Source organism: Streptomyces sp. NPDC027185, from assembly GCF_055567035.1.
In genome coordinates this window covers 67,568-94,304 of sequence record NZ_JBVHRF010000006.1, presented here as the reverse complement: position 1 = coordinate 94,304, position 26,737 = coordinate 67,568, and the positions used below count along the sequence as shown (strand labels likewise).

General features: G+C 73.0%; 19 protein-coding genes, 1 tRNA gene and 1 riboswitch. Of the genes, 14 read left to right on the top strand and 6 right to left on the bottom strand.

Features of this window, described 5'->3' with window-relative positions; all coding sequences use genetic code 11:
* Positions 1–92 precede the first annotated feature (92 nt).
* The 8 genes from ACZ4M8_RS20385 (at position 93) to ACZ4M8_RS20350 (ending at position 9,720) form a co-directional block, all read left to right on the top strand.
* Positions 93–1,106 carry a transglycosylase family protein gene (locus ACZ4M8_RS20385; protein WP_467609303.1) on the top strand — a complete coding sequence of 338 codons (1,014 nt, stop codon included), beginning with the start codon at positions 93–95 and terminating at the stop codon, positions 1,104–1,106.
* 260 nt (positions 1,107–1,366) lie between these two features.
* Positions 1,367–1,531: riboswitch (cyclic di-AMP (ydaO/yuaA leader) on the top strand.
* Between the two features lie 4 nt (positions 1,532–1,535).
* Positions 1,536–2,207, top strand: a complete 672-nt coding sequence (locus ACZ4M8_RS20380; protein ID WP_467609302.1) for a transglycosylase family protein — start codon at positions 1,536–1,538, stop codon at positions 2,205–2,207.
* Positions 2,208–2,745: 538 nt separating this feature from the next.
* Positions 2,746–4,035 (top strand): phosphopyruvate hydratase, encoded by a 1,290-nt coding sequence (eno, locus tag ACZ4M8_RS20375; protein ID WP_467609300.1) that lies wholly within the window; start codon positions 2,746–2,748, stop codon positions 4,033–4,035.
* 242 nt (positions 4,036–4,277) lie between these two features.
* Complete coding sequence (locus ACZ4M8_RS20370; RefSeq protein WP_467609298.1) at positions 4,278–4,733, top strand: FtsB family cell division protein; 456 nt, start codon at positions 4,278–4,280, stop codon at positions 4,731–4,733.
* A gap of 101 nt (positions 4,734–4,834) precedes the next feature.
* Positions 4,835–5,380, top strand: a complete 546-nt coding sequence (locus tag ACZ4M8_RS20365; RefSeq protein ID WP_467609296.1) for a DUF501 domain-containing protein — start codon at positions 4,835–4,837, stop codon at positions 5,378–5,380.
* Entirely contained in the window at positions 5,377–6,327 is a 951-nt protein-coding gene (locus tag ACZ4M8_RS20360; protein WP_467609294.1) for a Ppx/GppA phosphatase family protein, read from the top strand. Before ACZ4M8_RS20365 ends, ACZ4M8_RS20360 begins: the two co-directional genes overlap by 4 nt.
* A 500-nt stretch (positions 6,328–6,827) precedes the next feature.
* The gene (locus ACZ4M8_RS20355; RefSeq protein ID WP_399089961.1) at positions 6,828–8,210 is read left to right on the top strand and encodes an NAD(P)/FAD-dependent oxidoreductase; all 1,383 of its coding nucleotides are present in this window, start codon (positions 6,828–6,830) and stop codon (positions 8,208–8,210) included.
* A 199-nt stretch (positions 8,211–8,409) separates the two neighbouring features.
* Complete coding sequence (locus ACZ4M8_RS20350; protein ID WP_467609292.1) at positions 8,410–9,720, top strand: class I SAM-dependent methyltransferase; 1,311 nt, start codon at positions 8,410–8,412, stop codon at positions 9,718–9,720.
* 64 nt (positions 9,721–9,784) lie between these two features.
* Here the strand turns inward: ACZ4M8_RS20350 and ACZ4M8_RS20345 are convergent, their stop codons facing one another.
* Positions 9,785–12,310 carry an ABC transporter permease gene (locus ACZ4M8_RS20345; RefSeq protein WP_467609290.1) on the bottom strand — a complete coding sequence of 842 codons (2,526 nt, stop codon included), beginning with the start codon at positions 12,308–12,310 and terminating at the stop codon, positions 9,785–9,787.
* Between the two features lie 47 nt (positions 12,311–12,357).
* A complete protein-coding gene (locus ACZ4M8_RS20340) occupies positions 12,358–13,140 on the bottom strand; it encodes an ABC transporter ATP-binding protein (RefSeq protein ID WP_467609288.1) in 783 nt (260 codons plus the stop codon).
* Between the two features lie 480 nt (positions 13,141–13,620).
* Between ACZ4M8_RS20340 and ACZ4M8_RS20335 the strand changes: the two genes are divergently transcribed.
* From ACZ4M8_RS20335 to ACZ4M8_RS20320, 4 genes are all read left to right on the top strand, one after another.
* Positions 13,621–13,702: transfer RNA gene (locus tag ACZ4M8_RS20335), tRNA-Leu, on the top strand.
* A 651-nt stretch (positions 13,703–14,353) separates the two neighbouring features.
* Complete coding sequence (locus ACZ4M8_RS20330; protein ID WP_467609286.1) at positions 14,354–15,445, top strand: baeRF2 domain-containing protein; 1,092 nt, start codon at positions 14,354–14,356, stop codon at positions 15,443–15,445.
* Positions 15,446–15,631: 186 nt separating this feature from the next.
* Entirely contained in the window at positions 15,632–16,459 is an 828-nt protein-coding gene (locus ACZ4M8_RS20325; RefSeq protein ID WP_467609284.1) for a Bax inhibitor-1/YccA family protein, read from the top strand.
* A 179-nt stretch (positions 16,460–16,638) separates the two neighbouring features.
* Positions 16,639–16,959, top strand: a complete 321-nt coding sequence (locus ACZ4M8_RS20320) for a hypothetical protein (RefSeq protein ID WP_467609282.1) — start codon at positions 16,639–16,641, stop codon at positions 16,957–16,959.
* Positions 16,960–16,998: 39 nt separating this feature from the next.
* Here ACZ4M8_RS20320 and ACZ4M8_RS20315 read toward each other — a convergent pair whose 3' ends face one another.
* The 3 genes from ACZ4M8_RS20315 to ACZ4M8_RS20305 form a co-directional block, all read right to left on the bottom strand.
* Positions 16,999–17,949: a hypothetical protein gene (locus ACZ4M8_RS20315; protein ID WP_467609280.1), complete on the bottom strand. Its 951-nt coding sequence runs from the start codon at positions 17,947–17,949 to the stop codon at positions 16,999–17,001.
* 770 nt (positions 17,950–18,719) lie between these two features.
* Positions 18,720–19,940, bottom strand: coding sequence for an acetyl-CoA C-acetyltransferase (locus tag ACZ4M8_RS20310; RefSeq protein WP_467609278.1), 1,221 nt, complete (start codon positions 19,938–19,940; stop codon positions 18,720–18,722).
* 270 nt (positions 19,941–20,210) lie between these two features.
* Entirely contained in the window at positions 20,211–21,224 is a 1,014-nt protein-coding gene (locus ACZ4M8_RS20305; RefSeq protein WP_467609276.1) for an SGNH/GDSL hydrolase family protein, read from the bottom strand.
* A gap of 187 nt (positions 21,225–21,411) precedes the next feature.
* On the opposite strand from ACZ4M8_RS20305, the gene ACZ4M8_RS20300 reads away from it, so the two are divergent.
* Positions 21,412–22,797 (top strand): cystathionine beta-synthase, encoded by a 1,386-nt coding sequence (locus ACZ4M8_RS20300; RefSeq protein ID WP_467609274.1) that lies wholly within the window; start codon positions 21,412–21,414, stop codon positions 22,795–22,797.
* Between the two features lie 417 nt (positions 22,798–23,214).
* Here the strand turns inward: ACZ4M8_RS20300 and ACZ4M8_RS20295 are convergent, their stop codons facing one another.
* Positions 23,215–24,633, bottom strand: a complete 1,419-nt coding sequence (locus ACZ4M8_RS20295) for a purine-cytosine permease family protein (protein WP_467609984.1) — start codon at positions 24,631–24,633, stop codon at positions 23,215–23,217.
* A gap of 796 nt (positions 24,634–25,429) precedes the next feature.
* Here ACZ4M8_RS20295 and ACZ4M8_RS20290 point away from each other — a divergent pair.
* Positions 25,430–26,437: a MurR/RpiR family transcriptional regulator gene (locus ACZ4M8_RS20290; RefSeq protein ID WP_467609272.1), complete on the top strand. Its 1,008-nt coding sequence runs from the start codon at positions 25,430–25,432 to the stop codon at positions 26,435–26,437.
* Positions 26,438–26,737 lie beyond the last annotated feature (300 nt).

Genomic DNA, 26,737 nt, shown 5'->3' with positions numbered 1-26,737 from the left:
CCCGCCGCTCGGTGGTGGCCGCACCGGACCCCGGGCGGCCGTGCCGGGACGCCCGGGGCGGACAACTCAACCGCCGCTCGAAAGGCAATCGCATGCGCACCGGCAACGGCAGACACCGTCGCCCCCGCCAGGCACCGGCCCTCTTTGTCACGGCGGGAGTGACCGGCGCGGGCCTCGCCCTGCCCCTCCTCGGCGCGGGCGCCGCCCACGCCGCCGATGCCACCACCTGGGACCGGGTCGCCCAGTGCGAGTCCGGCGGCATCTGGTCCAGCGCCCCCGGCAACGGCTTCTACGGCGGGCTCCAGCTCACCCTCGACATGTGGCGCGACCACGGCGGTCTGGAGTACGCGGCCCGGCCCGACCTGGCCAGCCGCTCCCAGCAGATAGCCGTGGCCCAGGCGATCCTCGCCGAGCGCGGTCCGGACGCCTGGCCGCGCTGCGCCGCCGGCGCCGGGCTCACCGAGGACGGCGGCACCCCCGACGTCGACCCCGGCGGCACACCCCCCGCCGACACCGACGGCAGGCTCCCCGACACCGGCACCGACCCCGGCACGGACTCCGGTACGGACGCCGGCACCGACCCGGGCACGGACACCGGCCAGGACGGGACCCACGCCCCCAGCACGCCGGATCCGGACGCCACCGGCCCGTCCACCCCCGAGGACGCCCCGGACCCGTCCACCACGCCCGACCCCACCGACTCCCCGAAGCCCCCCGGTGAGCCGGACCGGCCCGGCGGCGCCGACCCCTCCGCCGACCCGTCCGGCCACGCCACCGGCCCCGCCGAGCCCTCGCACCCGTCCCGTACGACGCCCCCGGCGGACGACGAGGGCTCCCGCGGCGACGGCTCCGGGCGCCACCGCGGCGGCGGCGATGCCGAGGAGGACGGCGACCACACCCCGGGGCGGCGCGCCTCGCGGGGTGGCGAGCGGACGGAGCCGGGCGACGGCACGTACGCCGTGCGCCCCGGTGACAACCTGTCAGCGATCGCCGAGGCGCGGGAGCTGCCGGGCGGCTGGCCCGCGCTGTACGAGCGCAACGAGGACGTCATCGGCGACGACCCGGACCTCATCCACCCCGGTCAACTCCTCGATCTGGGCCGCTGATCGAGGCGATAGGCGGCTTTTGCCCGTTTTGGCGAAAGTGAGATATGGCTCTCGTCGCGCTCCGTGGTGTCCGACCCGTCCGGGGAAATCCGCACCACGCCCCACCTGCGGAAATGTGACCCCTCTGTGATCATTGGCGGTCAACTGGGCGCAGAAAGCGGGGTTTGAACGAAACGGAGGGTTCTGCTTACGGTCAGCACCGCTCGCCAAAGCGGGCCCTTCGTTCACACGCCGAATCCTGCCGGTGGGCGAAGGTGGTCGACGCGCAAGCGCCGAAGGCAGGAGCGGGGGACCCAAGGTAAGCGCCGGCCCCACCCGTGAAAGCGGGTCAACCGGCTTGGGGTGAAGCCGTGCACAAGCACGGCCGGGCAATCCACGCCGCCCGAACCCGACAGCTCACCTCGCAGGCGTCGGTGAGGAAAACGAACCATGCTGAGCAACAAGGCCAAGCACCGCCGTCCCTCCAAGGCCGTCCGCGTCGCGACCCTCGCCGGTGTCGCCGGCGCCGCCGTGGCCGTCCCGCTGATGGGCGCCACCAACGCCTCCGCCGCCTCCGTCGCCACCTGGGACGCCGTCGCCCAGTGCGAGTCCGGCGGCAACTGGTCGATCAACACCGGCAACGGCTACTACGGCGGCCTGCAGTTCTCCGCCTCCAGCTGGGCGGCCGCCGGCGGCACGCAGTTCGCGCCCCGCGCCGACCTGGCCACCAAGGCCCAGCAGATCCAGGCCGCCGAGAAGCTCCTCGCCATCCAGGGTCCGGGCGCCTGGTCCTGCGCCGGCGCCGGCAACCTCACCGCCGGTGGCCCGTCCCCCGACCTGAACACCGGCGCCACCAAGGCCGCCCCCAAGCAGCAGGCGCCCAAGCAGGCCCAGCCCAAGGCGGCCCCGAAGCAGCAGGCCCCGCGGACCGAGGCCGCCCCGAAGCGCGCCCCGCAGCACCACGTCATGGGCCACGGCAACTACACCGTGAAGTCCGGCGACACCCTGGCCAAGATCGCCAAGGCGCACGGCAAGAACTGGAAGTCGGTCTACGCGGACAACAAGTCCACCATCGGCTCCAACCCGAACCTCATCTTCCCGGGCCAGAAGCTCCACGTCTGATCCCCGCGGCCCGATCCCCGCGCGGGGCACCGCTCACCGCCCCGCCCTCCGGGCACCGGCCCGCCGTCCCCGTCCCCACCGCCGCGAGGCGCGCCGGGACGTGACGGCCCGCCCCTCCCGCTCCGCTTCCGTACGTACGGCGGTACGTACGGCGCGCCGGAGCGGGGGGCGGCACCGGCGCCCGGACCTCGCGGGCCGCGGCCCCGGCACCGTCCGGGTCCCGCGCCCGCCGCACCACCCTCCCCACGCGACGCCCCGTCCGGCGCGCACGTCCCCGGGGCGGCACCTGCTTCGCAGCCGGTGCCGCCCGCCGTGCGCCGAGGCGGGGTTTCGCCGTTCCGTACTCTGGTGCCGGACACACCGTCGTGGCCTGCCCTTTATCCGCCCGCTTTTCCGTTCCGCGGCCTTCGCTGCCGAAAGGCCGGAACCCGGCGTCCGAGGCACCTTTCGTCCCGTACTGCGGGCCGCGAGGCGGTCGAGGACCCGGGGGCCGTTAGGCTCGTGCCGCAGAACTCCAGACACCCATGAAGGAGACAACGTGCCGTCCATCGACGTCGTCGTAGCCCGGGAAATTCTCGACTCGCGAGGTAACCCCACGGTCGAGGTCGAGGTCGGCCTCGACGACGGCTCCACCGGCCGGGCCGCCGTTCCGTCCGGCGCCTCCACCGGCGCCTTCGAGGCCATCGAGCTGCGCGACGGGGACCCCAACCGCTACCAGGGCAAGGGCGTCGAGAAGGCCGTCCTCGCCGTCATCGAGCAGATCGGCCCGGAGCTGGTCGGCTACGACGCCACCGAGCAGCGCCTCATCGACCAGGCCATGTTCGACCTGGACGCCACCGACAACAAGGGCTCGCTGGGCGCCAACGCCATCCTCGGCGTCTCCCTCGCCGTCGCGCACGCCGCCTCCGAGGCGTCCGACCTGCCGCTCTTCCGCTACCTCGGCGGCCCGAACGCGCACCTGCTGCCCGTCCCGATGATGAACATCCTCAACGGTGGGTCGCACGCCGACTCCAACGTCGACATCCAGGAGTTCATGATCGCCCCGATCGGCGCGGAGTCCTTCTCCGAGGCGCTGCGCTGGGGCGCCGAGGTCTACCACACCCTCAAGAAGGTCCTGAAGAGCAAGGGCCTGGCCACCGGCCTCGGCGACGAGGGCGGCTTCGCCCCCGACCTCGGCTCCAACCGCGAGGCCCTCGACCTCATCCTGGAGGCCATCAAGGAGGCCGGTTACGCCCCCGGCCAGGACATCGCGCTCGCCCTGGACGTCGCCGCCTCCGAGTTCTACAAGGACGGCAAGTACCAGTTCGAGGGCAAGGAGCGCTCCGCCGCCGAGATGACGGAGTACTACGAGGAGCTGGTGGACGCGTACCCGCTGGTCTCCATCGAGGACCCGCTGTTCGAGGACGACTGGGCCGGCTGGAAGGTCATCACCGACAAGCTCGGCGCCAAGGTCCAGCTCGTCGGCGACGACCTCTTCGTCACCAACCCCGAGCGGCTGGCCCGCGGCATCGAGGAGGGCTCCGCCAACGCCCTCCTGGTCAAGGTCAACCAGATCGGTTCGCTCACCGAGACCCTGGACGCCGTCGAGCTGGCCCAGCGCAACGGCTTCAAGTGCATGATGTCGCACCGCTCCGGCGAGACCGAGGACGTCACCATCGCCGACCTGGCCGTCGCCACCAACTGCGGCCAGATCAAGACCGGCGCCCCGGCCCGCTCCGAGCGCGTCGCCAAGTACAACCAGCTGCTGCGCATCGAGGAGATCCTGGACGACGCGGCGGTCTACGCCGGCCGCTCCGCGTTCCCCCGGTTCCGCTCCGCGAACCAGTAGGCACAGCGCTCCGCGCACCGGTGAGCGCAGCGTTCGCGCGCACCGGTGAGCCAGCGAGGGCTGACGCCCCGGCGCGGTGCGCCCCGCCCCACCCGACCGAGGGCGGGCCACCCGCCGTTCACGGCCTGCGTTCGTCCCCGGCGACGGTCCCGTACCGTTGCCGGGGACGGCTGCGCTTCCGACCGGCCCCGCCCGGCCGGAAGCGCGGGAACTCCATCACGGTCGGCCCAAGGGGAGGCGACGTGTCCGCGGACCGGTTCTCGACCGCGACCCGGCTCAAGGCGCTCGGCGAACAGGCGGCGGCCCGCGTGCAGCGCGTCCGGCGCCCCCGCCGCAACCGCCTCACCGGCCGGGCCGCCCTGCTGGCCCTCGTCATGTGCTCCCTCGTCGTGGCCCTGGCCTACCCGATACGGCAGTACGTCTCGCAGCGCTCCGACATCGCCGACCAGCGCCGCAAGGCCCAGGAGGCGGCCCGGACGCTGGACCGGCTGCGCGATGAGAAGTCCCGCTGGCGCGACCCCGCCTACGTCGAGCAGCAGGCCCGCCTGCATCTGCACTTCGTCCGCCCCGGCGAGACGGGCTATATCGTCCAGGACGGCTCGCGCGCCGACGGCGGCGCTCCGCACGAGGACGCGGCAGCGGCCTCCACCCCCTGGTACGAGACCCTCTGGACCGACGTCGACACCGCCGACCGGTGACGCGCCGCGCTCCGGAACCACCCGCCCCGCACCGCTCCCGTCGCCCGCCCGCGGCCGTGAGCCCACCGAAGACCTCACCGAAGATCCCACCGAAAGCGCACATGGACACGCCTCCGCCCCAGACCGAGCCCACCGAGCCCACCGCCGCGGACATCGCCGCCTTCAAGGAGCAGCTGGGCCGCCCGCCGCGCGGCCTGCGGGCCATCGCCCACCGCTGCCCCTGCGGTCAGCCGGACGTCGTCGAGACGGCCCCGCGCCTGGAGGACGGCACACCGTTCCCGACGCTGTACTACCTGACGTGCCCGCGCGCGGCCTCCGCCATCGGCACGCTGGAGGCCAACGGCGTGATGAAGGAGATGACGGAGCGGCTGGCGACCGACCCCGAGCTGGCCGCCGCCTACCGCGCCGCCCACGAGGACTACATCCGCCGCCGCGACGCCATCGAGGTGCTGGCGGGCTTCCCCAGCGCCGGCGGGATGCCGGACCGGGTCAAGTGCCTGCACGTCCTCGTCGGCCACTCCCTCGCGGCCGGCCCCGGCGTCAACCCGCTGGGCGACGAGGCGCTCGCGATGCTGCCCGAGTGGTGGCGCAAGGGCCCGTGCGTGAGCCCCTGCCAGGACACCGCCGCCGAAGGAGGTGCCGAATGACCCGGGTCGCCGCCGTCGACTGCGGTACCAACTCCATCCGGCTGCTCGTCGCCGACGTCGATCCGGCCACCGGTGAGCTGACCGAGCTGGACCGCCGGATGCAGATCGTCCGCCTGGGCCAGGGCGTGGACCGCACCGGACGGTTCGCCCCCGAGGCGCTGGAGCGGACCTTCGCCGCCTGCCGCGAGTACGCCGCGGTGATCGAGGAGCTGGGCGCCGGACGCACCCTGTTCGTGGCCACGTCCGCCTCCCGCGACGTGGCCAACCGCGACGACTTCGTCCGCGGTGTGCGGGACATCCTCGGCGTCGAGCCCGAGGTCATCACCGGTGACCAGGAGGCGAAGTTCTCCTTCACCGGCGCCACCCGCGAACTGGCCGCCACCGACCTGCCCCGCCCCTTCCTGGTCGTGGACATCGGCGGCGGCTCCACCGAGTTCGTCCTCGGCGACGGCACGGTCCGCGCCGCCCGCTCCGTCGACATGGGCTGCGTGCGGATGACCGAGCGCCACCTGGTGCGCGACGGCAAGATCAGCGACCCGCCGGCCCCCGACCGGATCGCCGCGATCAAGGCCGATGTGGCCGCCGCGCTCGACGAGGCGGCCGCCGCCGTCCCGCTCGGCGAGGCCGCCACCCTCGTCGGTCTGGCCGGTTCGGTCACCACCGTCGCCGCCATCGCCCTCGGCCTCGACCGTTACGACTCGGACGCCGTCCACCACGCGCGCATCTCCCGCGCCCGCGTCGCCGAGATCACCGAGCGCCTGGTCACCTCCACCCACTCCCAGCGCGCCGCGATCCCGGTCATCCACCCCGGCCGCGTCGACGTCATCGCCGCCGGCGCCCTCGTCCTCCTCGCGATCATGGACCGCACGGGCGCCGAAGAGGTCGTCGTCAGCGAACACGACATCCTGGACGGCATCGCGATCAAGGCGGCCGAGGAGGGCGCGTAGTACGGGCGATACGCCCCCCGGACGACGCCCGCCGGTCCCGGCGGGCAGTTCCCGGAACCTTCGGCCCCCGTGTCCTCCAGGGCACGGGGGCCGCGTGCAATGCACCCCGCCCACCCCCGTTCTCACGCCAGGTCAGCCCCTTCCGGGGCCGCCGCGCCCCGGTCCGCCGGGAAAGTTCGTGAAACTCTTCACATGAAAAAAGTGGCCGATGGTCGAAGAAAGGGGTCCTACGGGCCTCAATCGAAGGTCCTAGGACCTCTTGAACCGGTGAAAGCGCGGTGAGGCGGAAGTGGCGTCGGCGCTCACCCGGTGTGTGGTTCGGTCGCCCGTGTGTTCACAAGCCCTGATCACAAGGGGTCTCAACGGGTCGCGGCGCCGGGTGGTTCCCTCAAGGCGGTATGGCGTCCGTCACGGGGGCGGCGCAGTGTAGCAGACCCCCCTGCGGTTCTTGTGAAGGGGCTCACGAGCAGCCCCCCAAGGGGAGGTGGATACTCGATTGCATGAGCACCACGGAGCGTCCCAGGATCCTCGTTGTAGGCGGTGGGTACGTAGGCCTGTACGCGGCACGCCGCATCCTCAAGAAGATGCGGTACGGCGAGGCGACCGTCACGGTCGTCGACCCGCGCTCGTACATGACGTACCAGCCCTTCCTCCCTGAAGCTGCGGCCGGCAGCATCTCCCCGCGCCACGTCGTGGTTCCGCTGCGGCGTGTGCTGCCCAAGGCGGAGGTTCTCACCGGCCGGGTGACCACCATCGATCAGGACCGCAAGGTCGCCACCGTCGCGCCGCTGGTCGGCGAGGCGTACGAGCTGCCCTTCGACTACCTGGTCATCGCGATGGGCGCGGTCTCCCGTACCTTCCCGATCCCCGGCCTCGCCGAGAACGGCATCGGCATGAAGGGCGTCGAGGAGGCCATCGGCCTGCGCAACCACGTGCTGGAGCAGCTCGACAAGGCCGACTCCACCACCGACGAGGAGGTCCGCCGCAAGGCGCTGACCTTCGTCTTCATCGGCGGCGGCTTCGCCGGTGCGGAGACCGTCGGCGAGGTCGAGGACATGGCCCGCGACGCCGCGAAGTACTACAACAACGTCAAGCGCGAAGACATGCGCTTCCTGCTGGTCGACGTCGCGGACAAGATCCTTCCCGAGGTCGGTCCGAAGCTCGGCGCGTACGGCAAGGCCCACCTTGAGGGCCGTGGCGTCGAGGTCTACCTCAAGACCGGTATGGACTCCTGCGTCGACGGTCACGTCGTGCTCAACAACGGCCTTGAGGTCGACTCGGACACCATCGTGTGGACCGCGGGCGTCAAGCCGAACCCGGCGCTCTCCCGCTTCGGTCTGCCGCTGGGCCCGCGCGGTCACGTCGACACCGCCGCCACCCTCCAGGTGCAGGGCACCGACTACATCTGGGCCGCGGGCGACAACGCCCAGGTGCCGGACATGGTCGGCCGCAAGGCCGGCAACGAGAACGCCTGGTGCCCGCCGAACGCCCAGCACGCGCTGCGGCAGGCGAAGGTCCTCGGCGACAACGTGGTCTCCGGTATGCGGGGCTTCCCGCAGAAGGAGTACAGCCACGCGAACAAGGGCGCCGTCGCGGGTCTCGGCCTGCACAAGGGCGTCGCGATGATCGTCATGGGCAAGATGAAGATCAAGCTCAAGGGCCGTCTCGCCTGGTACATGCACCGCGCGTACCACGGCATGGCGATGCCGACGTTCAACCGCAAGATCCGGGTCTTCGCCGACTGGACGCTCGCGATGTTCCTCAAGCGTGAGGTCGTCTCGCTCAGCGCCATGCAGAACCCCCGCGAGGAGTTCTACGAGGCGGCGAAGCCGGCGCCGAAGCCCGCCGCCGAGGCCGACAAGCCGAAGGCCAAGGCTTCTTGATCTCCAGGCCGGTGTAGTCCGGTCGGCCCGAAGGGCGTCCGCCATCCGTGGGGCGGACGCCCTTCGGCATGTCCGCCGTCGGAGCCGTTGCGCGCTTTGCCGTCCCCTTACGCGGGAACGGGATTATCCGGGCGCCTGTACGGCGTTTACGTGGTCGGTGAAACTGTTTCGCCGACTCGTCAAGACGGAGGTGTGCGACATGGCCGACGCCGCTGGACGGCTCACCAAGCTCGCCGAGGAGGTGCTGGGGGCGAGGCTCCCGGTCCGTATCCGCGCGTGGGACCGCAGCGAGTTCGGCCCTCCGGGCACCCCGGTCCTCGTCTTCCGCAATCGCCGCGCACTGCGCCGCCTGCTCTTCAAACCCGGCGAACTGGGCCTGGCCCGCGCCTGGGTCGCCGGTGACCTCGACATCGAGGGCGATCTCTACGAGGCGCTCGATCTGCTGGCCGGCCTCATCTGGGAGCGCGGCACCGCCGCCCCCGCCCCGCAGCGCGCACCCGTTCTGCGCGCCCTGGCCCGGCCCGAGGTCCGCGCCGCCGCCAAGGAGTTGCTGGCCCTCGCGGGCGCGCCGCTGCCGCCGTCGCCGCCCGCCGAGGAGGCCCGCCACCGCCGCGGTCCGCTCCACACCCTGCTGCGCGACAAGGACGCCATCAGCCACCACTACGACGTCGGCAACGACTTCTACGCGCTGGTCCTCGGCCCGTCGATGGTCTACTCGTGCGCCTACTGGCCGGACCCCGACGCGACGCTGGAGGAGGCGCAGCGCGACAAGCTCGATCTGATCTGCCGCAAGCTCGGCCTGACGGAGGGTCAGCGGCTGCTGGACGTGGGGTGCGGCTGGGGTTCGATGGTGCTGCACGCCGCCCGCGAGTACGGCGTCCGGGCGGTCGGCATCACCCTCTCCGAGGAGCAGGCGGCGTACGCCCGTAAGCGGGTCGCGGAGGAGGGCCTGGCCGACCGGATCGAGATCCGGGTGCAGGACTACCGCGAGATCCATGACGAGCCGTTCGACGCGATCTCCTCGATCGGGATGGCCGAGCACGTCGGGCGGGCCCGCTACGCCGAGTACGCGAGCGCGCTGTACGCCCTGCTCAAGCCGGGCGGGCGGCTGCTCAACCACCAGATCGCGCGGCGGCCGCTGGAGGACGAGGACGCCTACCACGTCGACGAGTTCATCGACCGGTACGTCTTCCCCGACGGGGAGCTGTCGCCCGTCGGGCGGACCGCGGGGGCGCTGGAGGACGCCGGGTTCGAGGTGCGGGACGTCGAGGTGCTGCGGGAGCACTACGCGCTGACGCTGCGGCGGTGGGTCGCCAACCTGGAGGCGGGCTGGGAGGAGGCGGTGCGGCTGACGTCACCGGGCCGGGCCCGGGTGTGGCGGCTGTACATGGCCGCGTCCGCGCTGTCCTTCGAGCGCAACCGTATAGGGGTCAACCAGGTGCTCGCGGTGCGAACGCCGGAGTCCGGGGCGTCCGGGCTGCCGCTGCGGCCACGCGCCTGGCAGGGCTGAGGCACCGTACGGCGCAGGGCCCCGGACCGGGTGCGGTCCGGGGCCCTGCCGGGTGTCAGGGCGGCTACTCCGCCTTGAGGGCGGTGAGCATGTTGAGCTTCGCCGCGCGGCGAGCCGGCCACAGGGCCGCGACCACGCCGACCACCGCGGCCATGGCGAGGAAGATGCCCATCCGGCCCCAGGGCAGCACCAGTTCGTAGGTGTCGAGCGAGCCGGAGACGAGTTGACCTGCGGCCCAGCCGAAGAAGACGCCGAGGCCGATGCCGAGGATCCCGCCGAAGAGCGAGATGACCAGGGACTCCAGGCGGACCATCCGCTTGACGCCGGTGCGGTCCAGGCCGATGGCGCGGAGCATGCCGATCTCCTGGGAGCGTTCGAAGACCGACATGGCCAGGGTGTTGACGACGCCGAGGACGGCGACGATCACGGCCATGGCGAGCAGGGCGTAGACCATGTTCAGCAGCAGGTTGATGGTCTGGGAGATGCCGTCGGAGACGTCCTTCTTGTCCTGGACGCTGAGGGCCGGGTTCTTGCCGAGCGCGTCGATCAGGTGCTGCTTGGCGGTGTCGGTGGCGCCGCCCGTGGTCTTCAGCATCACCTGCGTGTCGGTGGCGTGCTTCTGGTGGGGGCCGGCGACGCCGTTGTCGACGACGAGCTGGTGGATCATGTCGTTGGCGCGGTAGACGCCGGAGACGGTCAGGGTCTTCTCCGTACCGTCCTCGAACGTCACCGGGACGCGGCTGCCGGGCCGCCAGCCCTTCTCGCGGGCGGTGTCCTCGTCGGCGAGCAGGCCGCCGGAGGTCAGGCCGGAGAGCGAGCCGGAGGTGAGGTCGAGGCGGGTCAGCTCGCCGAAGTCCTTGCCGTTGACGCCGGTCAGGGAGGTGGCGGTGCCGCCGATGGTCGCCTCGGAGCTGCGCAGCGGGCTGACGGCGGTGACCTCGTCCAAGGTGGCGAGCTTCTGCGCCACCTCGGGGGAGAGCGGCGTCATGGAGGCCATCGACACGACGTAGTCGGCCTTGAGGGAGTCGGCGGCCATCTTGTCGACGCCCTTCTGGACGCTGGTCGCGATCACCGTCAGACCGGTGATGAGCGTCAGGCCCACCATCAGCGCGGAGGCGGTGGCGGCCGTGCGGCGCGGGTTGCGGACCGCGTTCTGCCGGGCGAGCTTGCCGGCGACGCCGAACGTCCGCAGCAGCGGCGTGGCCAGGGCGATCAGCGGCCGGGACAGCAGCGGCGTCAGGACGAACACGCCGATCAGCAGCAGGACCGCGCCGAGCCCCATGACGAGCTTGCCGTCGTTCATACCGGTGGCGGCGAGGACCGCGGCGGTGCCGGCGCCCGCGAGGAGCGCGCCGAAGGTGTTGCGGACCACGAGGGTCTTGGTGGTGGCGGTGGCGTGGACGCTGTTCATCGCGGCGACCGGCGGGATCTTCGCGGCGCGGCGGCCCGGCAGCCAGGCGGCGAGGACGGTGACGCCGACGCCGACCACCAGCGCGGTGACGACGGTGGAGGCGCCGATGACCAGCGGGCCGTCGGGCACGGTGGCGCCGGCCCCGTTCATCAGGGCGCGCATCCCGGCGCCGATGCCGATACCGGCGGCCAGACCCGTGAGGGCGGCGACCGCGCCGACGACGGCGGCTTCGATCAGCACCGAGCGGGTGACCTGGCGGCGGCTGGCGCCGACCGCGCGCAGCAGCGCCAGTTCCTTGGTGCGCTGGGAGACCAGCATGGTGAAGGTGTTGGCGATGAGGAAGATGCCGACGAACAGCGCGATACCGGCGAAGCCCAGCAGCGCGGTCTGCATGTTCTGCATGCTCCTGGCGATCATCTCGGCCTCGTCGTCGGCGAGCTGACGGCCGGTGGTGGCCTCGGCGCCCTTGGCGGGCAGCACCTCGCGGATCTGCTTCTCCAGGGCCTGCTGCGAGGTGCCCGGCGCGGCCTTGACGTGGATCTCGCTGTACGTACCGGGGGTGAGCAGCAGCTTCTGGGCGCTGGCGTTGTCGAACAGCGCGAGGCTGCCGCCGGCCGAGACGGCACCGTCGGTGGTGGTGAAGATGCCGGTCAGCCGGGCCGTGTGGACCGGTCCGTCGAAAGAGACGCGGACGGTGTCGCCGACCTTGTACCCGGCCTCGTCGGCGGTCCGGGCGTCGAGGGCGAGCTGGCCGGTGCCGTGCGGGGCGGCGCCGTCCCGCATCGGGTAGCGGGCGTCCTTGCCGTCGGCGCCGGGGTAGTAGTTGCCGCCGCGGGTGGCGAAACCGCTGCCGACCAGCTTGCCGTGCTTGTCGGCGATGGCGGTGAAGCCGGTGACGGTGCCGGTGGCCGAGGCGGCGCCGGGTACGTGGGCGGCCGCATCGAGCAGCTTCTGGTCGAGGGCGGGGCGGCGGCCGGGGGCGGAGTCGTCGCCGCGCGGCTGGATGGCCACGTCGACGTCGGCGTAGCCCTCCTGGGCGCTGGTGCGCAGGGCGCCGGAGATGGTCGAGGTGAAGACCAGGGTGCCGGAGACGAAGGCGACGCCGAGCATGACGGCGAGGACGGTCATCAGCAGCCGGGCCTTGTGCGCGAGGACGTTGCGCAGTGCGGTGCGGAGCATGGGTCAGTAGTCCTGGGGGAGAGGTCCGAAGTGCGGTCGGCGGGGCGTCAGCTGGTGCGGCCCTTGGCGTCGAACCCCTTCATCCGCTCCAGTACGCGGTCGGCGGTGGGGTCGGCCATGTCGTCGACGATGCGGCCGTCGGCGAGGAAGACGACGCGGTCGGCGTAGGCGGCGGCGACCGGGTCGTGGGTGACCATCACGACGGTCTGGCCCAGTTCGCGGACGGAGTTGCGGAGGAAGCCGAGGACCTCGGCGCCGGAGCGGGAGTCGAGGTTGCCGGTCGGCTCGTCCGCGAAGATGATCTCCGGCCGGGAGGCGAGGGCGCGGGCGACGGCGACGCGCTGCTGCTGGCCGCCGGAGAGCTGGCCGGGCCGGTGCTTGAGACGGCCGCTGAGGCCGACGGTCGTCACGACGCGGTCGAGCCAGGCGCGGTCGGGCTTACGGCCCGCGATGTCCATCGGGAGGGTGATGTTCTCCAGCGCCGTCAGGGTCGGCAGCAGGTTGAACGCCTGGAAGATGAAGCCGATCTTGTCGCGGCGCAGCTGGGTGAGCTTCTTGTCCTTCAGGCCGGTCAGCTCGGTCTCCCCGATGCGGGCGCTGCCGCCGGAGATCGCGTCGAGCCCCGCCATGCAGTGCATCAGCGTCGACTTGCCGGACCCGGAGGGGCCCATGATCGCGGTGAACTGCGCCTGGTGGAACGTGACGGAGACGGCGTCGAGGGCGACCACCCGGGTTTCGCCCGCTCCGTAGACCTTGGTGAGATCCGTCGCGCGGGCGGCCGCCGCGGTGGCGCGGGTGGCGGTGGGGACGCCGGAGGGGATGGTGGTCACGGAAACGTGCTCCTGTCGGGACGGGGTGGCGCTCGGCCGGGGTCTGGGGACCCTTCCATCGTCGGCCGGGCGCAGGGCCCGGGAGGTCAGCCCGGATGACCGTCCTGGGCCAGCCCTGCGGCGTAGCGGGGTGGGCGGTCGTCATCCCTGGGGATGAGGGGCGCCCCTGAGGCGCGCGGGTGGTCCGGGGGCGGACGGCGGGTGTCCGGCGCGGTGGGATTCGTGCCGGAGTGTCGGGGGAGCACATATCGGGGTGCGACGGCGATGAGGTACGGCGACTTTCCGTCATTCCGGGTCCCGAACGTGTTTCAGGGCGTTACGCCGGAGGTGCACCGTGGGCATGCGGCATCGGACCGAAGCAGGGACTGACGCACCCTCAGTTGCCAATAAAATAAGACAACCTCGGGATGAGCGGCCGGGCCTCCGGTGGCCTGCGGGCTACGCTCGTGCTGCCTCTGTGTGGGGCATGGGGGAGTCCACGCCCGGATGGTGGAATGCAGACACGGCGAGCTTAAACCTCGCTGGCCTTCGGGCCGTGCCGGTTCAAGTCCGGCTCCGGGCACTTCCGGCAATCGGCCGCCCGTTCCGAAGAGTTTTCCCGCCCTCCGCCCCGCACCGCACACCCTCCTGACGAATCCCGTCCGCCCGGCGCCCCGGAGCGGGCTGCCCGCTGCCGCCGTTCACCGCGTTCTCCCTGTCCGGACGGGGGATGCGCGGGTCCGGGGCGGTCCGCCCGCCGGGGCGCCGCCACCGCGCGACCGGACCGGCCGGGCGGGCCCCGGGGGAATTGCGGCGGGCGTTTGCCGGGCCCTGCTCCTTCGTACGGGCCTTTCCGTAACCCTCCGATTCCGTCGGGTCACGCTGTGGTGCGAGTGTTTTGTCTCCGTATCACGATGCGGACGCCCGGAATACCGGAAGGCGGGCGCGGGCGGGCGATTTCCCGGGCCTCTTCCGCGGTATTCCGCATTCGCTCGTTCCGGGGAATTCGCCGCCCCGCCGACCGGATTTCACCGCCTGGCGGAGAGTCCGCCCTTGCCGGGCGGCGCCGCCGGCCACCATCGCCGTGGCCCGTGCGGCGGACCGGCGAATTCCGGGCGAAGGACCATTGCGGGCGCACCCCGGGGCGCCGGTCGCCGGGTCCCGGATGCCGCACCCCTTCCCCGTAGGGTCGCTTTGTTCCCCTTCAGGCGTTATGAGGACGGTGGCTCACGGCATGGAACTCTCCTTCCTGCGTCCCCTCTACACGGAGGGCGCCCCGGTCGCCTCGGTGTACCTCGACACCACCCGCGCGGTGCCGGACGCGGACGAGCGGATCGCCACGCGCTGGCGGGACGCCCGGCGCACGCTGGCCGAGCGGGGCGCGGACGACGCGACGCTCGAAGCGCTGGACGCCACGGTCGGCGGCGTACCCGATCTGCCGGGCCCGCAGGGCGAGGCGCTGTTCGCCGCCGGCGGCCGGCTCCTCGGCGCCTTCACCCTGACCGAGCCGCCCGCCTCGGACCTGGCGCTCTGGTCGGCGGTGCCGGACCCGCTGCTCCTCGCCTTCGACCGGGGCCACCAGGTGCCCCATGTGATCGTCGCGGTGGACCGGGAGGGCGCCGACGTCGAGGGCTGTCCGGCCGCCGCGCACGAACCGGCCTTCCGGCGCACCTTCCACGGCAGCACCCTGCACATCACCCGCGTACGCGGCGGGGCCGAGGCCCAGGCGTCGTTCCACCGCCGCTCCCGCAACCTCTGGGCCGAGAACGCCGAGCAGGCGGCGCAGGACGTCCGCGCCGCCGTCGACGCGGTCGGCGCCGAGGCGGTCCTGGTCGCCGGGGACCCGAAGGCGTTCGGGCTGCTCCGGGACCATCTGGCGGGCCTGTCCGTGCCGTTGGTGAAGGTGGGCGGCGGCCGGACCGATGCCCCGGCCCGCGCGGCGCTGCGGGAGGCGGCCGATACCGCGCTCCGCGAGATTTCGGCCGAGTCCCACCGTGCCGCCTTGCGGGAACTGGAGCAGGCGCTCGCCGGCGGGCGGGCCCTCCAGGGCATCCCGGCGGTGAAGGAACCGCTCGCCGAGGGCCGGGTGGAGACCCTCTACATGGCGCCGCCCGCGGACACCTCGGGCGTCCGGCTGTTCGCGTCGGAGCGCGACCCCCGCGCCCTGGCCACCGACCGGGCGGGCCTCGGCGACGACCCGACGGTGTTCGAGGCGCCCGCCCCGCTCCTGCTGCTGCGCGCCGCCGTCCTCGGCGACGCCTCCTTCACCGAACTCCTGCCGCCGGCCGACTGCACCGACGGCGTCGCCGCCCTGCCGCGCTACTGAGCGGGCGGGGCCGGTCCGGGAACCGCCCGGCGCCGGGCACGATCGCGGCGCCCCGTTCGTACTCCCCGTGGTGTAGGTGAGCCCCCGGATGGCGGGGGAAGATCGTGCTCAGGAAGTAGCCCCGCGTCTTTGCCAAGCCATTACCCTTGTGGCGAGGTCGCGCAGGGCGGCCATGGAGGAGTGAGGATGAGGAGCAGCAACCCGGTCTTCTCGCGACGGGGGTTCAGCCGCGACACCGGCTACGCGGGCTTCAACGCGCCGCCGCAGGCCGGGGGCGTCGGAACCAACCCGTACGCCGGGGCCAACCCGTACGCGCAGACCGCCACCCAGACACCGCAGTACACGCCGCAGACCCGCCCGATGACGATGGACGACGTCGTCATCCGCACGGCGTTCACCCTCGGCACGGTCATCGTCGGCGCCGTCGTCGGCTGGCTGTACCTGTCGGACAAGCTCGGCTTCGCGATCGGCGCGGGCATCGCCGCGATGGTGCTGGGCTTCGTCCAGTCCTTCAAGAGCAAGCCGTCGCCCGCGCTGATCCTGGCGTACGCGGCGCTGGAGGGCCTCTTCCTCGGCGCGCTCAGCGGGAACCTCAACAGCATCCCGAAGATGAGCGGCGCGCCGATGCAGGCGGTGCTGGGCACGATGGCGGTCTTCGTCACGATGCTCATCGCCTACAAGACGCGCATCGTGCGGGTCACCGCCCGCTTCACCCGCTTCCTGATGATCGCGACGATGGGCTTCGTGCTGCTGTCGCTGGTCAACGTCCTGTTCATGGTGTTCGGCGGCGGTGACGGCCTCGGCTTCCGCAGCGGCGGCCTCGGCATCGTCTTCGGTCTGGTCGGCGTCGTCCTCGGCGCGCTGTTCCTGGCGCTGGACTTCAAGCAGGTCGAGGACGGCATCGCGTACGGCGCTCCGCGCGAGGAATCCTGGCTGGCCGCCTTCGGCCTGACGGTGACGCTGGTGTGGGTCTACATGGAGATGCTGCGGCTGATCTCGATCCTGCGCGACTGACGGACCGTCACCCCGTTGCCCGGCCGGCACGCCGAACCGCGCCACCGCGAAGCCCCGCGGGCCACCCGCCCGCGGGGCTTCGCGCGTTCCCGGGGGCGGGCCGCGGCGCCCGCACGGCCACCTGCCCGGCGCCCCCGGGCAGTACGCGCCGACCACGGGCCGTCGCATAGGCTCGCGCCGTGCCTGACGTAACGCCGCTGCTCCACGCCGTGGACGCCTTCGCCGACCGCCTCCGTTCGCTGCCGCAGAGCGCCCTGCGCCGGGGCGCCGCCGCCGACGGGCTCGCCCTGGCGCGGGAGCTGACCGCCCGCGCCCAGCGCCTGGAGCGCCCGGACCAGGAGCCGTACGAACTGCCCGACGCGGGGCTGTTCGCCGCCGGTGACCAGCTCTCCGTCGCCGGACACGACCTCGCCGAAGCTTTGCGGCACGCGGCAACGGCCTCCGCCGAGGAGGTGGCGGAGGCCGTGGCGCTGATCGGGGAGACGGCGCGGCGCTGGTAGCGCGGGCCCGGACGGCGGCCGGGGCGTGCCGCCCGCGGGTCAGAGCGAGGCGATGACGCGGTCGGCCAGGATGTAGACACTCTCCTGCCGGGCCTCGCCCCACGCGAACGTCAGGGCGTACGCCCCGGCGATGGCGGAACCGCCCAGCAGCACCGGGGCGTGCCCGTCCCGCAGCGCCTCGGCGACGCTCTCGGACGTCTCGCGGTGGCCCGGCGTCAGACAGAGCGTGGTGCCGTCGGTGAAGACGTACACGTCGAGGGTGCCCAGCGGTCCCGGGCGGACGTCGGCCAGCGGCACGCTCCGCTCGGCCAGCTCCTCCAGGCAGGCCACCGTCCGCTCGTGGTCGGTGACGGCGGCGACCGGTGTGAAGTCCGGGTGCGAGGGGTGGCGGCGGCGGGCGGCGGCCAGCTCCGCCGACTCGCCCTCCTCGGCGGCCTCCCACTCGGCGGCGCGCAGCGCCTCCGACGCCTCCAGCGCGGGCTCCACCACGGTGAACGGTTCCGGCACGGTGAACGGCTCCAGCGCGTCCGGGCCGAGCACCGGCTCCAGACCGGCCAGGTCCGCCTGGCGCGGCAGGAACGGCCGCGCGTCGAACCGGTCGTCCAAGAGGTCGCGGGGGTCCAGCGGGCTCTCGTCGCCGACGCCGGTCACCCCGCCCAGCAGCGACGGGGCGTCCGCGGCGTCCCGGGCCTCCTGCGCGGCCCAGAACGCCCGCGCCTCGGCCAGCTCCCGCTCCCGCTCCTCGGCGAGGGCGTCGGCGACCGCCGCGCGTATGTCGGCCAGCGGCGTCGCGTCGGCCTCGGTCCGCCGGGCGGCCGGGATCGCGCAGAGCGCGTCGGCACGGGCGGAGAGGGTCTCGCGGGTGGTCACCAGCTCGGTACGCATCTCGGTGAGCTGGCGGCGCAGCCCCCGGACGGTGTGCAGCGCCGCGGCGCCGACCGCGACGGCGCCGGCCGCGGCCACGAGGAGGACGAGGTTCATGACGCTCATGCGCCCTCCCCGTGTCGCTCCGTGGCACGGGGCGCGCGCCGGTCGACGGCCCACTCCCGGCCGACGACCGCAAAGGCGGCCTTGCTGGGTTCGCTGCGCTCGCTCACTGGTGTACTCCCCATAGCAGAAGGTCTTTCGACTTCTACCTCAGCCTGCCGGTCGTCGGCGACCGTTCCCAGAGCGCTTTGTCCCGAAATAGTGGGGGCTTGGGGCCTCGTATGAACGAGTGACCCTCAACTGACCTGCAAAAACCCTGCTCCGACGGGGCGTTGGTCACAATCCTGACGGCGATTGGGTCGCGATCTTGTCACCGGGTGACCCATCTCACGCGGTCTTGCCGAGCGTGCCCGTACGGCGACGAAGGGTGCGCGGGAAAAGGTCAGTTGACCTCTCGCTTTCCCACGCACCCTCAACGGCGCCCCGGACCGACGGCGTACGCCGACAGGCGGCCGAGACCCGACCACGCGCCGTTCCCGGTCGCGTTCCGCTGCGGCTCAGCTCAGCCGCGCGTGCTCGTGGTCGCGCTGAGCTTCGCCTCCGCTGCGGGCGGGTGCCCTCCTCCGCTGCGGCTCAGCTCAGCCGCGCGTGTTTGTGGTCGCGTTCCGCTTCGCCTCCGCTGCGGGCAGGTGCCGCCCTCCTTCGTCGGGCGACCCCTACCCTCCGCTGCGGCTCAGCTCAGCCGCGCGTGCTCGTGGTCGCGCTGAGCTTCGCCTCCGCTGCGGGCAGGTGCCGCCCTCCTTCGTCGGGCGACCCCTACCCTCCGCTGCGGCTCAGCTCAGCCGCTCGATGACCATCGCCATGCCCTGGCCGCCGCCCACGCACATCGTCTCCAGGCCGAACTGCTTGTCGTGCCACTGGAGGGAGTTGATCAGGGTGGTGGTGATGCGGGCGCCGGTCATGCCGAAGGGATGGCCGACGGCGATGGCGCCGCCGTTGACGTTCAGCTTGTCCAGCGGGATGTCGAGGTCCCGGTAGCTCGGGATGACCTGCGCGGCGAACGCCTCGTTGATCTCGACCAGGTCGATGTCGGACATGGTCAGACCGGCCCGGCGCAGCGCCTGCTTGCTGGCCTCGACGGGGCCGTAGCCCATGATCTCGGGGGAGAGGCCGGAGACGCCGGTGGAGACGATCCGGGCCAGCGGGGTCAGACCCAGCTCGCGCGCCTTGGTGTCGGACATGATCACCAGTGCGGCGGCGCCGTCGTTCAGCGGGCAGCAGTTGCCCGCGGTGACCAGCCCGTCCGGGCGGAACACCGGCTTCAGGCCCTGGACGCCCACCAGCGTGACGCCCGCCCGCGGACCGTCGTCCTGCGAGACGACCGTGCCGTCCGGCAGCGTGACCGGGGTGATCTCCCGCTCCCAGAAACCGGCCGCGATGGCCTTCTCGGCGAGGTTCTGCGAGCGGACGCCGAACTCGTCCATGTCCTGGCGGGTGACGCCCTTGAGCCGGGCGAGGTTCTCCGCCGTCTGCCCCATCGCGATGTACGCGTCCGGGGCCAGGCCGTCCTCGCGCGGGTCGTGCCAGCCCGCGCCCGCCTGCTCCGCGCGGGCCGCGGTGCGCGCCTCCGCGTCGGCGAAGAGCGGGTTGTGGGTGCCGGGCATCCCGTCCGAGCTGCCGTTCACCGACCGCGAGACGGTCTCGACGCCCGCCGAGATGAAGACGTCGCCCTCGCCCGCCTTGATCGCGTGCAGCGCCATCCGGGAGGTCTGGAGCGACGAGGAGCAGTAGCGGGTGATGGTGCAGCCCGGCAGGTGGTCCATGCCGAGCTGGACGGCGACGATCCGGCCGAGGTTGTGGCCCTGCTCGCCGCCGGGCAGACCGCAGCCGAGCATCAGGTCGTCGATGTCCTTCGGGTCCAGCTCGGGCACCTTCGCCAGCGCCGCCTCGACGATCTTCGCGGTCAGGTCGTCCGGCCGCAGCTCCTTGAGCGAGCCCTTGAAGGCGCGGCCGATCGGGGAGCGGGCGGCTGAGACGATGACGGCTTCGGGCATCACGGCTCCAAGGGGTCGTAACTGCGGCGACGCGAGACCCTGGGGCCTCGTCGGGCGCGGGCGGGCTGGACTCTCAGGGAAGTTACCGGTACGTACCGCCAAGGTCACGGGGTGCGCGCTGTGATGCGGGACTCTTTTCTAAGCGGACGCTTATGTGTGCCCCGCCGGGGAGCCGGCCCGGCGCGGCCGGGGCCGGCCCCGGGGCCTGTGTCCGCGACGGCGCGGGGCGCCGGACGGCTCCCGCCCGGCGCCCCGCGTCCGCTCCGTCCCTCACCGCGCCACCGGCGGCCGGTCCGACTTCTCGGGGACGGGGATACGGCGCCGCCTGCGGTGCTTGAGCAGGGCCCAGGGGGCGCGGGCCGAGGTGACCTCCGTACCGGCCTCGGACGCCGCCTCCGCCGCCGCCTGCTCGACCGGGAGCACGCCCTCGTACCGGGCGGGCTCGGGGTGCTCGCCCTCCGGCCACAGGCCGAGGGACGCGCAGAGCGTCGGCAGCACCGCCATCGCGGCGGTGGCGTATCCCTCCGCCGACGGGTGGTAGTTGTCCGGGCCGAACAGCTCCCGCGGCCGGGCCTCGAACTCCGGGCCCAGCAGATCGCCGAGCGAGACCGTCCGGCCGCCGTTCTCCACCACGCCGATGGTCTGCGCCGCCGCCAGCTGCCGCGACAGCCGCCGGGCCACCCAGCGCAGCGGCTGGTAGACCGGCTCGATGGTGCCCATGTCCGGGCAGGTGCCGACGACGACCTCGCTGCCGGCCGCCCGCAGCCGGCGGACCGCGTCCGACAGCAGCCGGACGGAGCGGGCCGGCGGCATCCGGTGGGTGACGTCGTTCGCGCCGATCATGATCACGCAGACGTCCGGGGCGGGCGCGCCGTCCGCCAGCAACAGGCCGACCTGCCGCTCCAGGTCGTCGGACTGCGCCCCGGGCAGCGCGACGTTGCGGAAGTCGACCGGCCGCTCCGACAGCGCGGCGAGGCCGGAGGCGAGCAGGGCGCCCGGGGTCTCGCGGGCCCGGCGGACGCCCTGGCCCGCCGCGGTGGAGTCGCCGAGGAAGCCGAGCCGCAGCGGCGGCCGGTCGGTGCCGTGGCCGAACGCGGCGCCGTAGCGGCCGTCGGCGCACGGCGGGATGTCGCCGGAGCCGCCGACCGTGCGGCGCGCCAGCTGGACCTCGGTCAGCAGCACCCCGGCGGCGGCCACCCCGAGCAGGCCGATCCCGCCGCCGCCGTACGCCGCGGCGGCGGCGATCCGCCGGGCCACCCTCGCCCTGGACAACGTCATCGGCATAGGCCGGGCACCTCCCCGTGCAGTGCGTCGGCGCGCCCCGTACCGGAGGTCGGCGCGCGCCGGGAACTCGTACAACAGGTTGTTGCCCCGTAGGGCACCGAACGCAACGCGGCGGTCCCCGGGACGGCCGGGCAATAGGCTGAAGTGATGGGCGCAGGACAGCGTGCCCCCGACCGCGGAGACCACCGTGCAGTTTTACGAATCGATGATTGAGCTTGTCGGCAACACCCCGCTGGTGCGGCTCAACAACGTCACCCAAGGCATCCAGGCGACCGTGCTGGCCAAGGTCGAGTACTTCAACCCCGGCGGCTCGGTCAAGGACCGGATCGCGGTGCGGATGATCGAGGCGGCCGAGGAGTCGGGCGCGTTGCAGCCGGGCGGCACCATCGTCGAGCCGACGTCCGGCAACACCGGCGTGGGCCTGGCGATCGTGGCCCAGCAGAAGGGCTACAAGTGCATCTTCGTCTGCCCCGACAAGGTCTCGACGGACAAGATCAATGTGCTGCGGGCCTACGGCGCCGAGGTCGTGGTCTGCCCGACCGCCGTCGACCCCGAGCACCCCGACTCGTACTACAACGTCTCCGACCGGCTGGTCCGTGAGACGCCGGGCGCCTGGAAGCCCGACCAGTACAGCAACCCGAACAACCCGCGCTCGCACTACGAGTCGACCGGCCCGGAGCTGTGGGAGCAGACCGACGGGAAGATCACCCACTTCGTGGCGGGCGTCGGCACCGGCGGCACGATCAGCGGCACCGGTCGCTATCTGAAGGACGCCAGTGACGGCCGCGTGAAGGTCGTCGGCGCCGACCCGGAGGGCTCCGTCTACAGCGGCGGCTCCGGGCGGCCTTACCTGATCGAGGGCGTCGGCGAGGACTTCTGGCCGACCGCGTACGACCGGACCGTCGCCGACGAGATCGTCGCGGTGTCGGACAAGGACGCCTTCCAGATGACCCGGCGGCTGGCCAAGGAGGAGGGGCTGCTGGTCGGCGGCTCCTGCGGGATGGCCGTGGTGGCCGCCCTGGAGGTCGCCTCCGGGCTCGGGCCGGACGACGTGGTGGTCGTCCTGCTGCCGGACAGCGGCCGCGGCTACCTCTCGAAGATCTTCAACGACGAGTGGATGGCCGACTACGGCTTCCTGGAGGAGGGCGGCACCACCGCCGTCGGCGAGGTGCTGGCCCACAAGGAGGGCGCGCTGCCGTCGCTGGTGCACATGCACCCGGAGGAGACCGTCGGCGAGGCGATCGAGGTGCTGCGCGAGTACGGCGTCTCCCAGATGCCGATCGTCAAGCCGGGCGCCGGGCACCCGGACGTGATGGCCGCCGAGGTCGTCGGCTCCGTCGTCGAGCGGGAACTCCTCGACGCGCTCTTCGCCCAGCGCGCCTCGCTGTCGGACCCGCTGGAGAAGCACATGTCGGCGCCGCTGCCGCAGGTCGGCTCCGGTGAGCCGGTCGCCGACCTGATGGCCGTCCTGGAGGGCGCGGACGCCGCCATCGTCCTCGTGGAGGGCAAGCCGAAGGGCGTCGTCAGCCGCCAGGACCTGCTGGCGTACCTGGCGCGCGAGGCCGGGAAGTAGGGAACGGGGCACGGCCGGTGGCCGGGCTGCCGGTACGGGGGCGCGGCGCCGGACCGCCGGTGGCCGGGCTTCGGGCGCGGGCGCGGGGCCGTGCCCGGGGCCGGTGGCGGGCCCCGTACCGGGCGGCGGGGCCGGCGGGCGGCCGGTCCGCCGTCCGGCACACCGCCGGTCCGCCGCGCAAGATGTACGGATGCGTCATGTGTACGCAGCACGGACTTAACACGGCTCCGGCAGATTACTGAGCACGGCGATCGGAACTCCGGAGCGGCTCCCGGACCTCCAGCTTCGCCGGGACGCCTTCCGGACCTGGCCCGGAAGGTCTCCCTCACGGGGACCGCCGTCGTCCCGACTCCGGCTGCGGCCGGGGTGCGGCGGTCCCCGTCCCCTCTTTCCGGCGTCTTCCGGCGGGCGCCCCGCTCAGCGGGGCATGGCCGGTTCCGGCCCCTCGGCGGGGGCCGCGTCCGGCTCCGGCGGCACCATCCGTCCCGTGTCGCGCCGGGCGAGGACCCCGTACAGCGCGGCGGGCACCAGCAGGCCGACGAGCCAGGAGAGGTCGGCGCCGCCGAGCGGGGCGACCAGCGGGCCGGTGTAGAACGCGGTGGCCAGGAACGGCAGCTGGGCCAGGACGCCGAGGGCGTAGACCGAGAGCGCCGTGCCGTTCCACGCGCCGTAGCGGCCCTGCGGATCGGTCAGCGCCGGGATGTCGTACCGCTCCTTGGAGATCAGGTAGTAGTCGACGAGGTTGATCGCCGACCACGGCGTGAAGAACGTCAGCAGGAACAGCAGGAAGTCCTTGAACGCGGTGAGGAACGAATCCTTGCCCAGCAGCGCCACGACGGTCCCCGCCACCATGATCGCGGCGATGTACGCGGCACGGGCGCGCGGCGACAGGGTGCGCTGCCCGCGGAAGCCGCTGACGCCGGTCACCAGCGACATGAAGCCGCCGTACGTGTTGAGGATGTTGATCGTGAGCTTGCCGAGCGCGATGACGAAGTAGAGCAGCGACGCGATCAGCCCGGCGCCGCCGAGCCCCACGATGTACGTCACCTCGTGCCCGACGAACGCGGCGGGCGCCGCGGCCGCCGCCAGCGCGCCGAACGTCATCGACCACTGCGCGCCGAGCACCGAACCGGACAGCGTCCACCAGAACGTGGCACGGGCCGACGTACGGCGCGGCAGATAGCGCGAGTAGTCGGCGACGTACGGCCCGAACGCCAGCTGCCAGGAGGCGGAGAGCGAGACGGCCAGCAGGAAGACGGGCAGCCCGAACCCGCGCGGGTGCAGCAGCGCACCGAGGTCGGCGTGGTCGAGGAGGCGGACGCCGAGGTAGACGAAGGCGAGCGCGCACACCAGCCCGGCGACCTTGCCGAGCAGATGGATCAAGCGGTACCCGACGGTCGCGGCGACGCCTGTGACCAGCGCGAACACGATGATCCCGGTGGTGTCGCCGAGATGCGTCAGCTCCCCGACGGCCTGCCCGGCCAGCACCGTGCCGCTGGCGAAGAAGCCGATGTACATCACGATGACCAGCGCCAGCGGAACGACGGCGCCGCGCACCCCGAACTGCGCCCGGGACGTGATCATCTGCGGCAGTCCGAGCCGCGGGCCCTGCGCGGAGTGCAGCGCCATCACGGTGCCGCCGAGCAGATTGCCGACGAGCAGACCGGCCAGCGCCCACAGGGGCGTCGCGCCGAAGACGACGGCCAGGGCGCCGGTGACCACCGCGGTGATCTGCAGATTGGCGCCCAGCCAGAGCGTGAACTGGCTGAACGCACTGCCGTGCCGCTCCTCGTCCGGAACGACATCGATCGAGCGTCTCTCCACCACACCGGCCATGGACACCACCTCCCTGTATGAAGTCATTCAGGTTTAAGGGGGAATGAATGGGAGGTCAATAGGTCGGGGGGAGTGGGATGGGGGGACGGGGGAGCGGATGGGGGAACGGGTGGTGGTGGCTTGAGCGGGGGGAGTGGAGTCGGGGCGCGCGGTCGCGGTGGCGTGGCGGATGTCGTCGGTCGGAGTTTCCGTAGAGTCGGGCGGTAGGCGAGAGGCCCCCGACCGGGCCAGGAGGTTAGAGGCGATGCGCGGGGATGGGGACAGCGGTACGGGGGCTGACGGCGAGGCCGAGGGGGCGGGCGGAGCTGGGGCGGCCGAGGGGCCTGGTGAGGGCGAGGGCTGGGTGCCTGCGGTGAGTGGTGAGGCTGGGGAAGTGCGTGAGGCTAAGGCGTCCCGTGGGGCCGAGGCGTCGCACAGGGCCGGATCCTTCGGTGAGGCCGAGGCGGCGGGTAGGTCTGGGGCATCCGGTGAGGCCGAGGCGTTGCGTGAGCCTGGGGTAGCTCGGGTGGGCGGTGAGGTCAGGGCGCTCGGTGAGGGCGAAGTGGCCGGTGAGGCGGAGATCTCGGCCGGTGCCGTCGGGGCGTCGGGTGCGGCTGGAACTTCGCGTGGGGCCGGTATGGCCGGTATGGCCGGTGAGGCCCGGGGAGATGGTGGGGGTCGAGTGTCTGAGGTGGCCAGTGGGTGGCGAGTGTCGGGTGGAGGTGGCGTGTCCGGTGAGGCTGAAGCTTCGGATGGGGTTGAAGCTTCGAGTGGGGACGGCGTGTCCGGTGAGGCCGAGGCGGATGGTGGGAGTCCGATGTCCGAGGGAGGCGTTGAGAGCCGGGCGTCGGCTGGAACCGGAGCTTCGCACGGGCCCGGAGTGCCTGGAGCGCTCGGACCGCCCGGACTGCCCGGGACGTCTGGGGCGCCCGGAGCGTCCGGCGACGCCAGAGCTGTGGCCGGGGCTTCGGCGGAGGGAGCGCTTCCGGGGGGTGGTGGTGCGGCGGGCGCGCGGTTGCAGCGGCTCTTCGAGGGGCGGCGGCTGACGCCCACCCAGCGGCGTATCGCGCACTGCATGGTGCGCCGGGCCGCCGACGCGCCGTTCCTCTCCAGCGTCGAACTCGCCGAACTCGCCGGGGTCAGCCAGCCCTCCGTCACCCGCTTCGCGGTCGCCCTCGGCTTCGACGGCTACCCGGCGCTCCGCCGCCACCTGCGCGACACCGCCCCGGCCGGGCCGGACGCCACGGCCGTGGCCAACGAGTACCAGCAGGCGGTCCAGGCGGAGATCGACAACCTCCGCCACCTCGCGGCCGTCCTCGCCGACCCGGAGCCGGTCGCTCGGGCGGGCCGGCTCTTCGCCGCCTCCCGGCCGCTGCCCGTCCTCGGCCTTCGCGCGGCCACCGCCCAGGCCGCCGGCTTCGTCTACTTCGCCCGCAAGGTGCACCCGGACGTCCGTCTCCTCGACGAGGGCGGCTCCCTCCTCGCCGACCGCATCGACGCCGCCGTACGCGCCGGGGCGACCACCCTCCTCTGCTTCGCGCTGCCCCGCCACCCGCGCGAGGTGGTCGAGGCCCTGGAGTACGCCCGCGCCGCCGGGCTGACCGTCGTCACCGTCGCCGACAGCGCTTTCGCCCCCGTCGCCCACCACACCGACCTGCTCCTCCCCGCCCCCGTCGGCACCGGCCTGGCCTTCGACACGGTGTGCGCCCCGATGCTCCTCGGCCGCGTCCTCCTGGAAGCGATGTGCGACGCCCTCCCCGACGCCCAGGCCCGCCTGGAGGAATTCGACGCAAGAGCCGCGGCCCGGGGACTGTTCGTGGAGTGAGGACAGACCCGGACGGCGCGGGCGGCGGCTGCGCGGAACCTGCATGGTGGGGGCGCGGTGCCGGACGGGGCTGTGCGGGGTGGTTTTCGGGTGCCGCGCTAGGGCCTCCCGGACGGTGCCGGGCCGGGCGGGACTGTGCCGGTCGGGGCGCGGCTGTGGCCCGGTGTGGGGTCAGCCCCCGCTCCGGGGCCCGGCCTCTCCCTTTCGGGCGGACGCTGATGGGCGTCAGGCGTGGGAGCCGCAGGTGCAGATGGAGGAGCCGGCGCGCGGTCGGTCCGGTCCGTACGGAGCGGGGCGGTG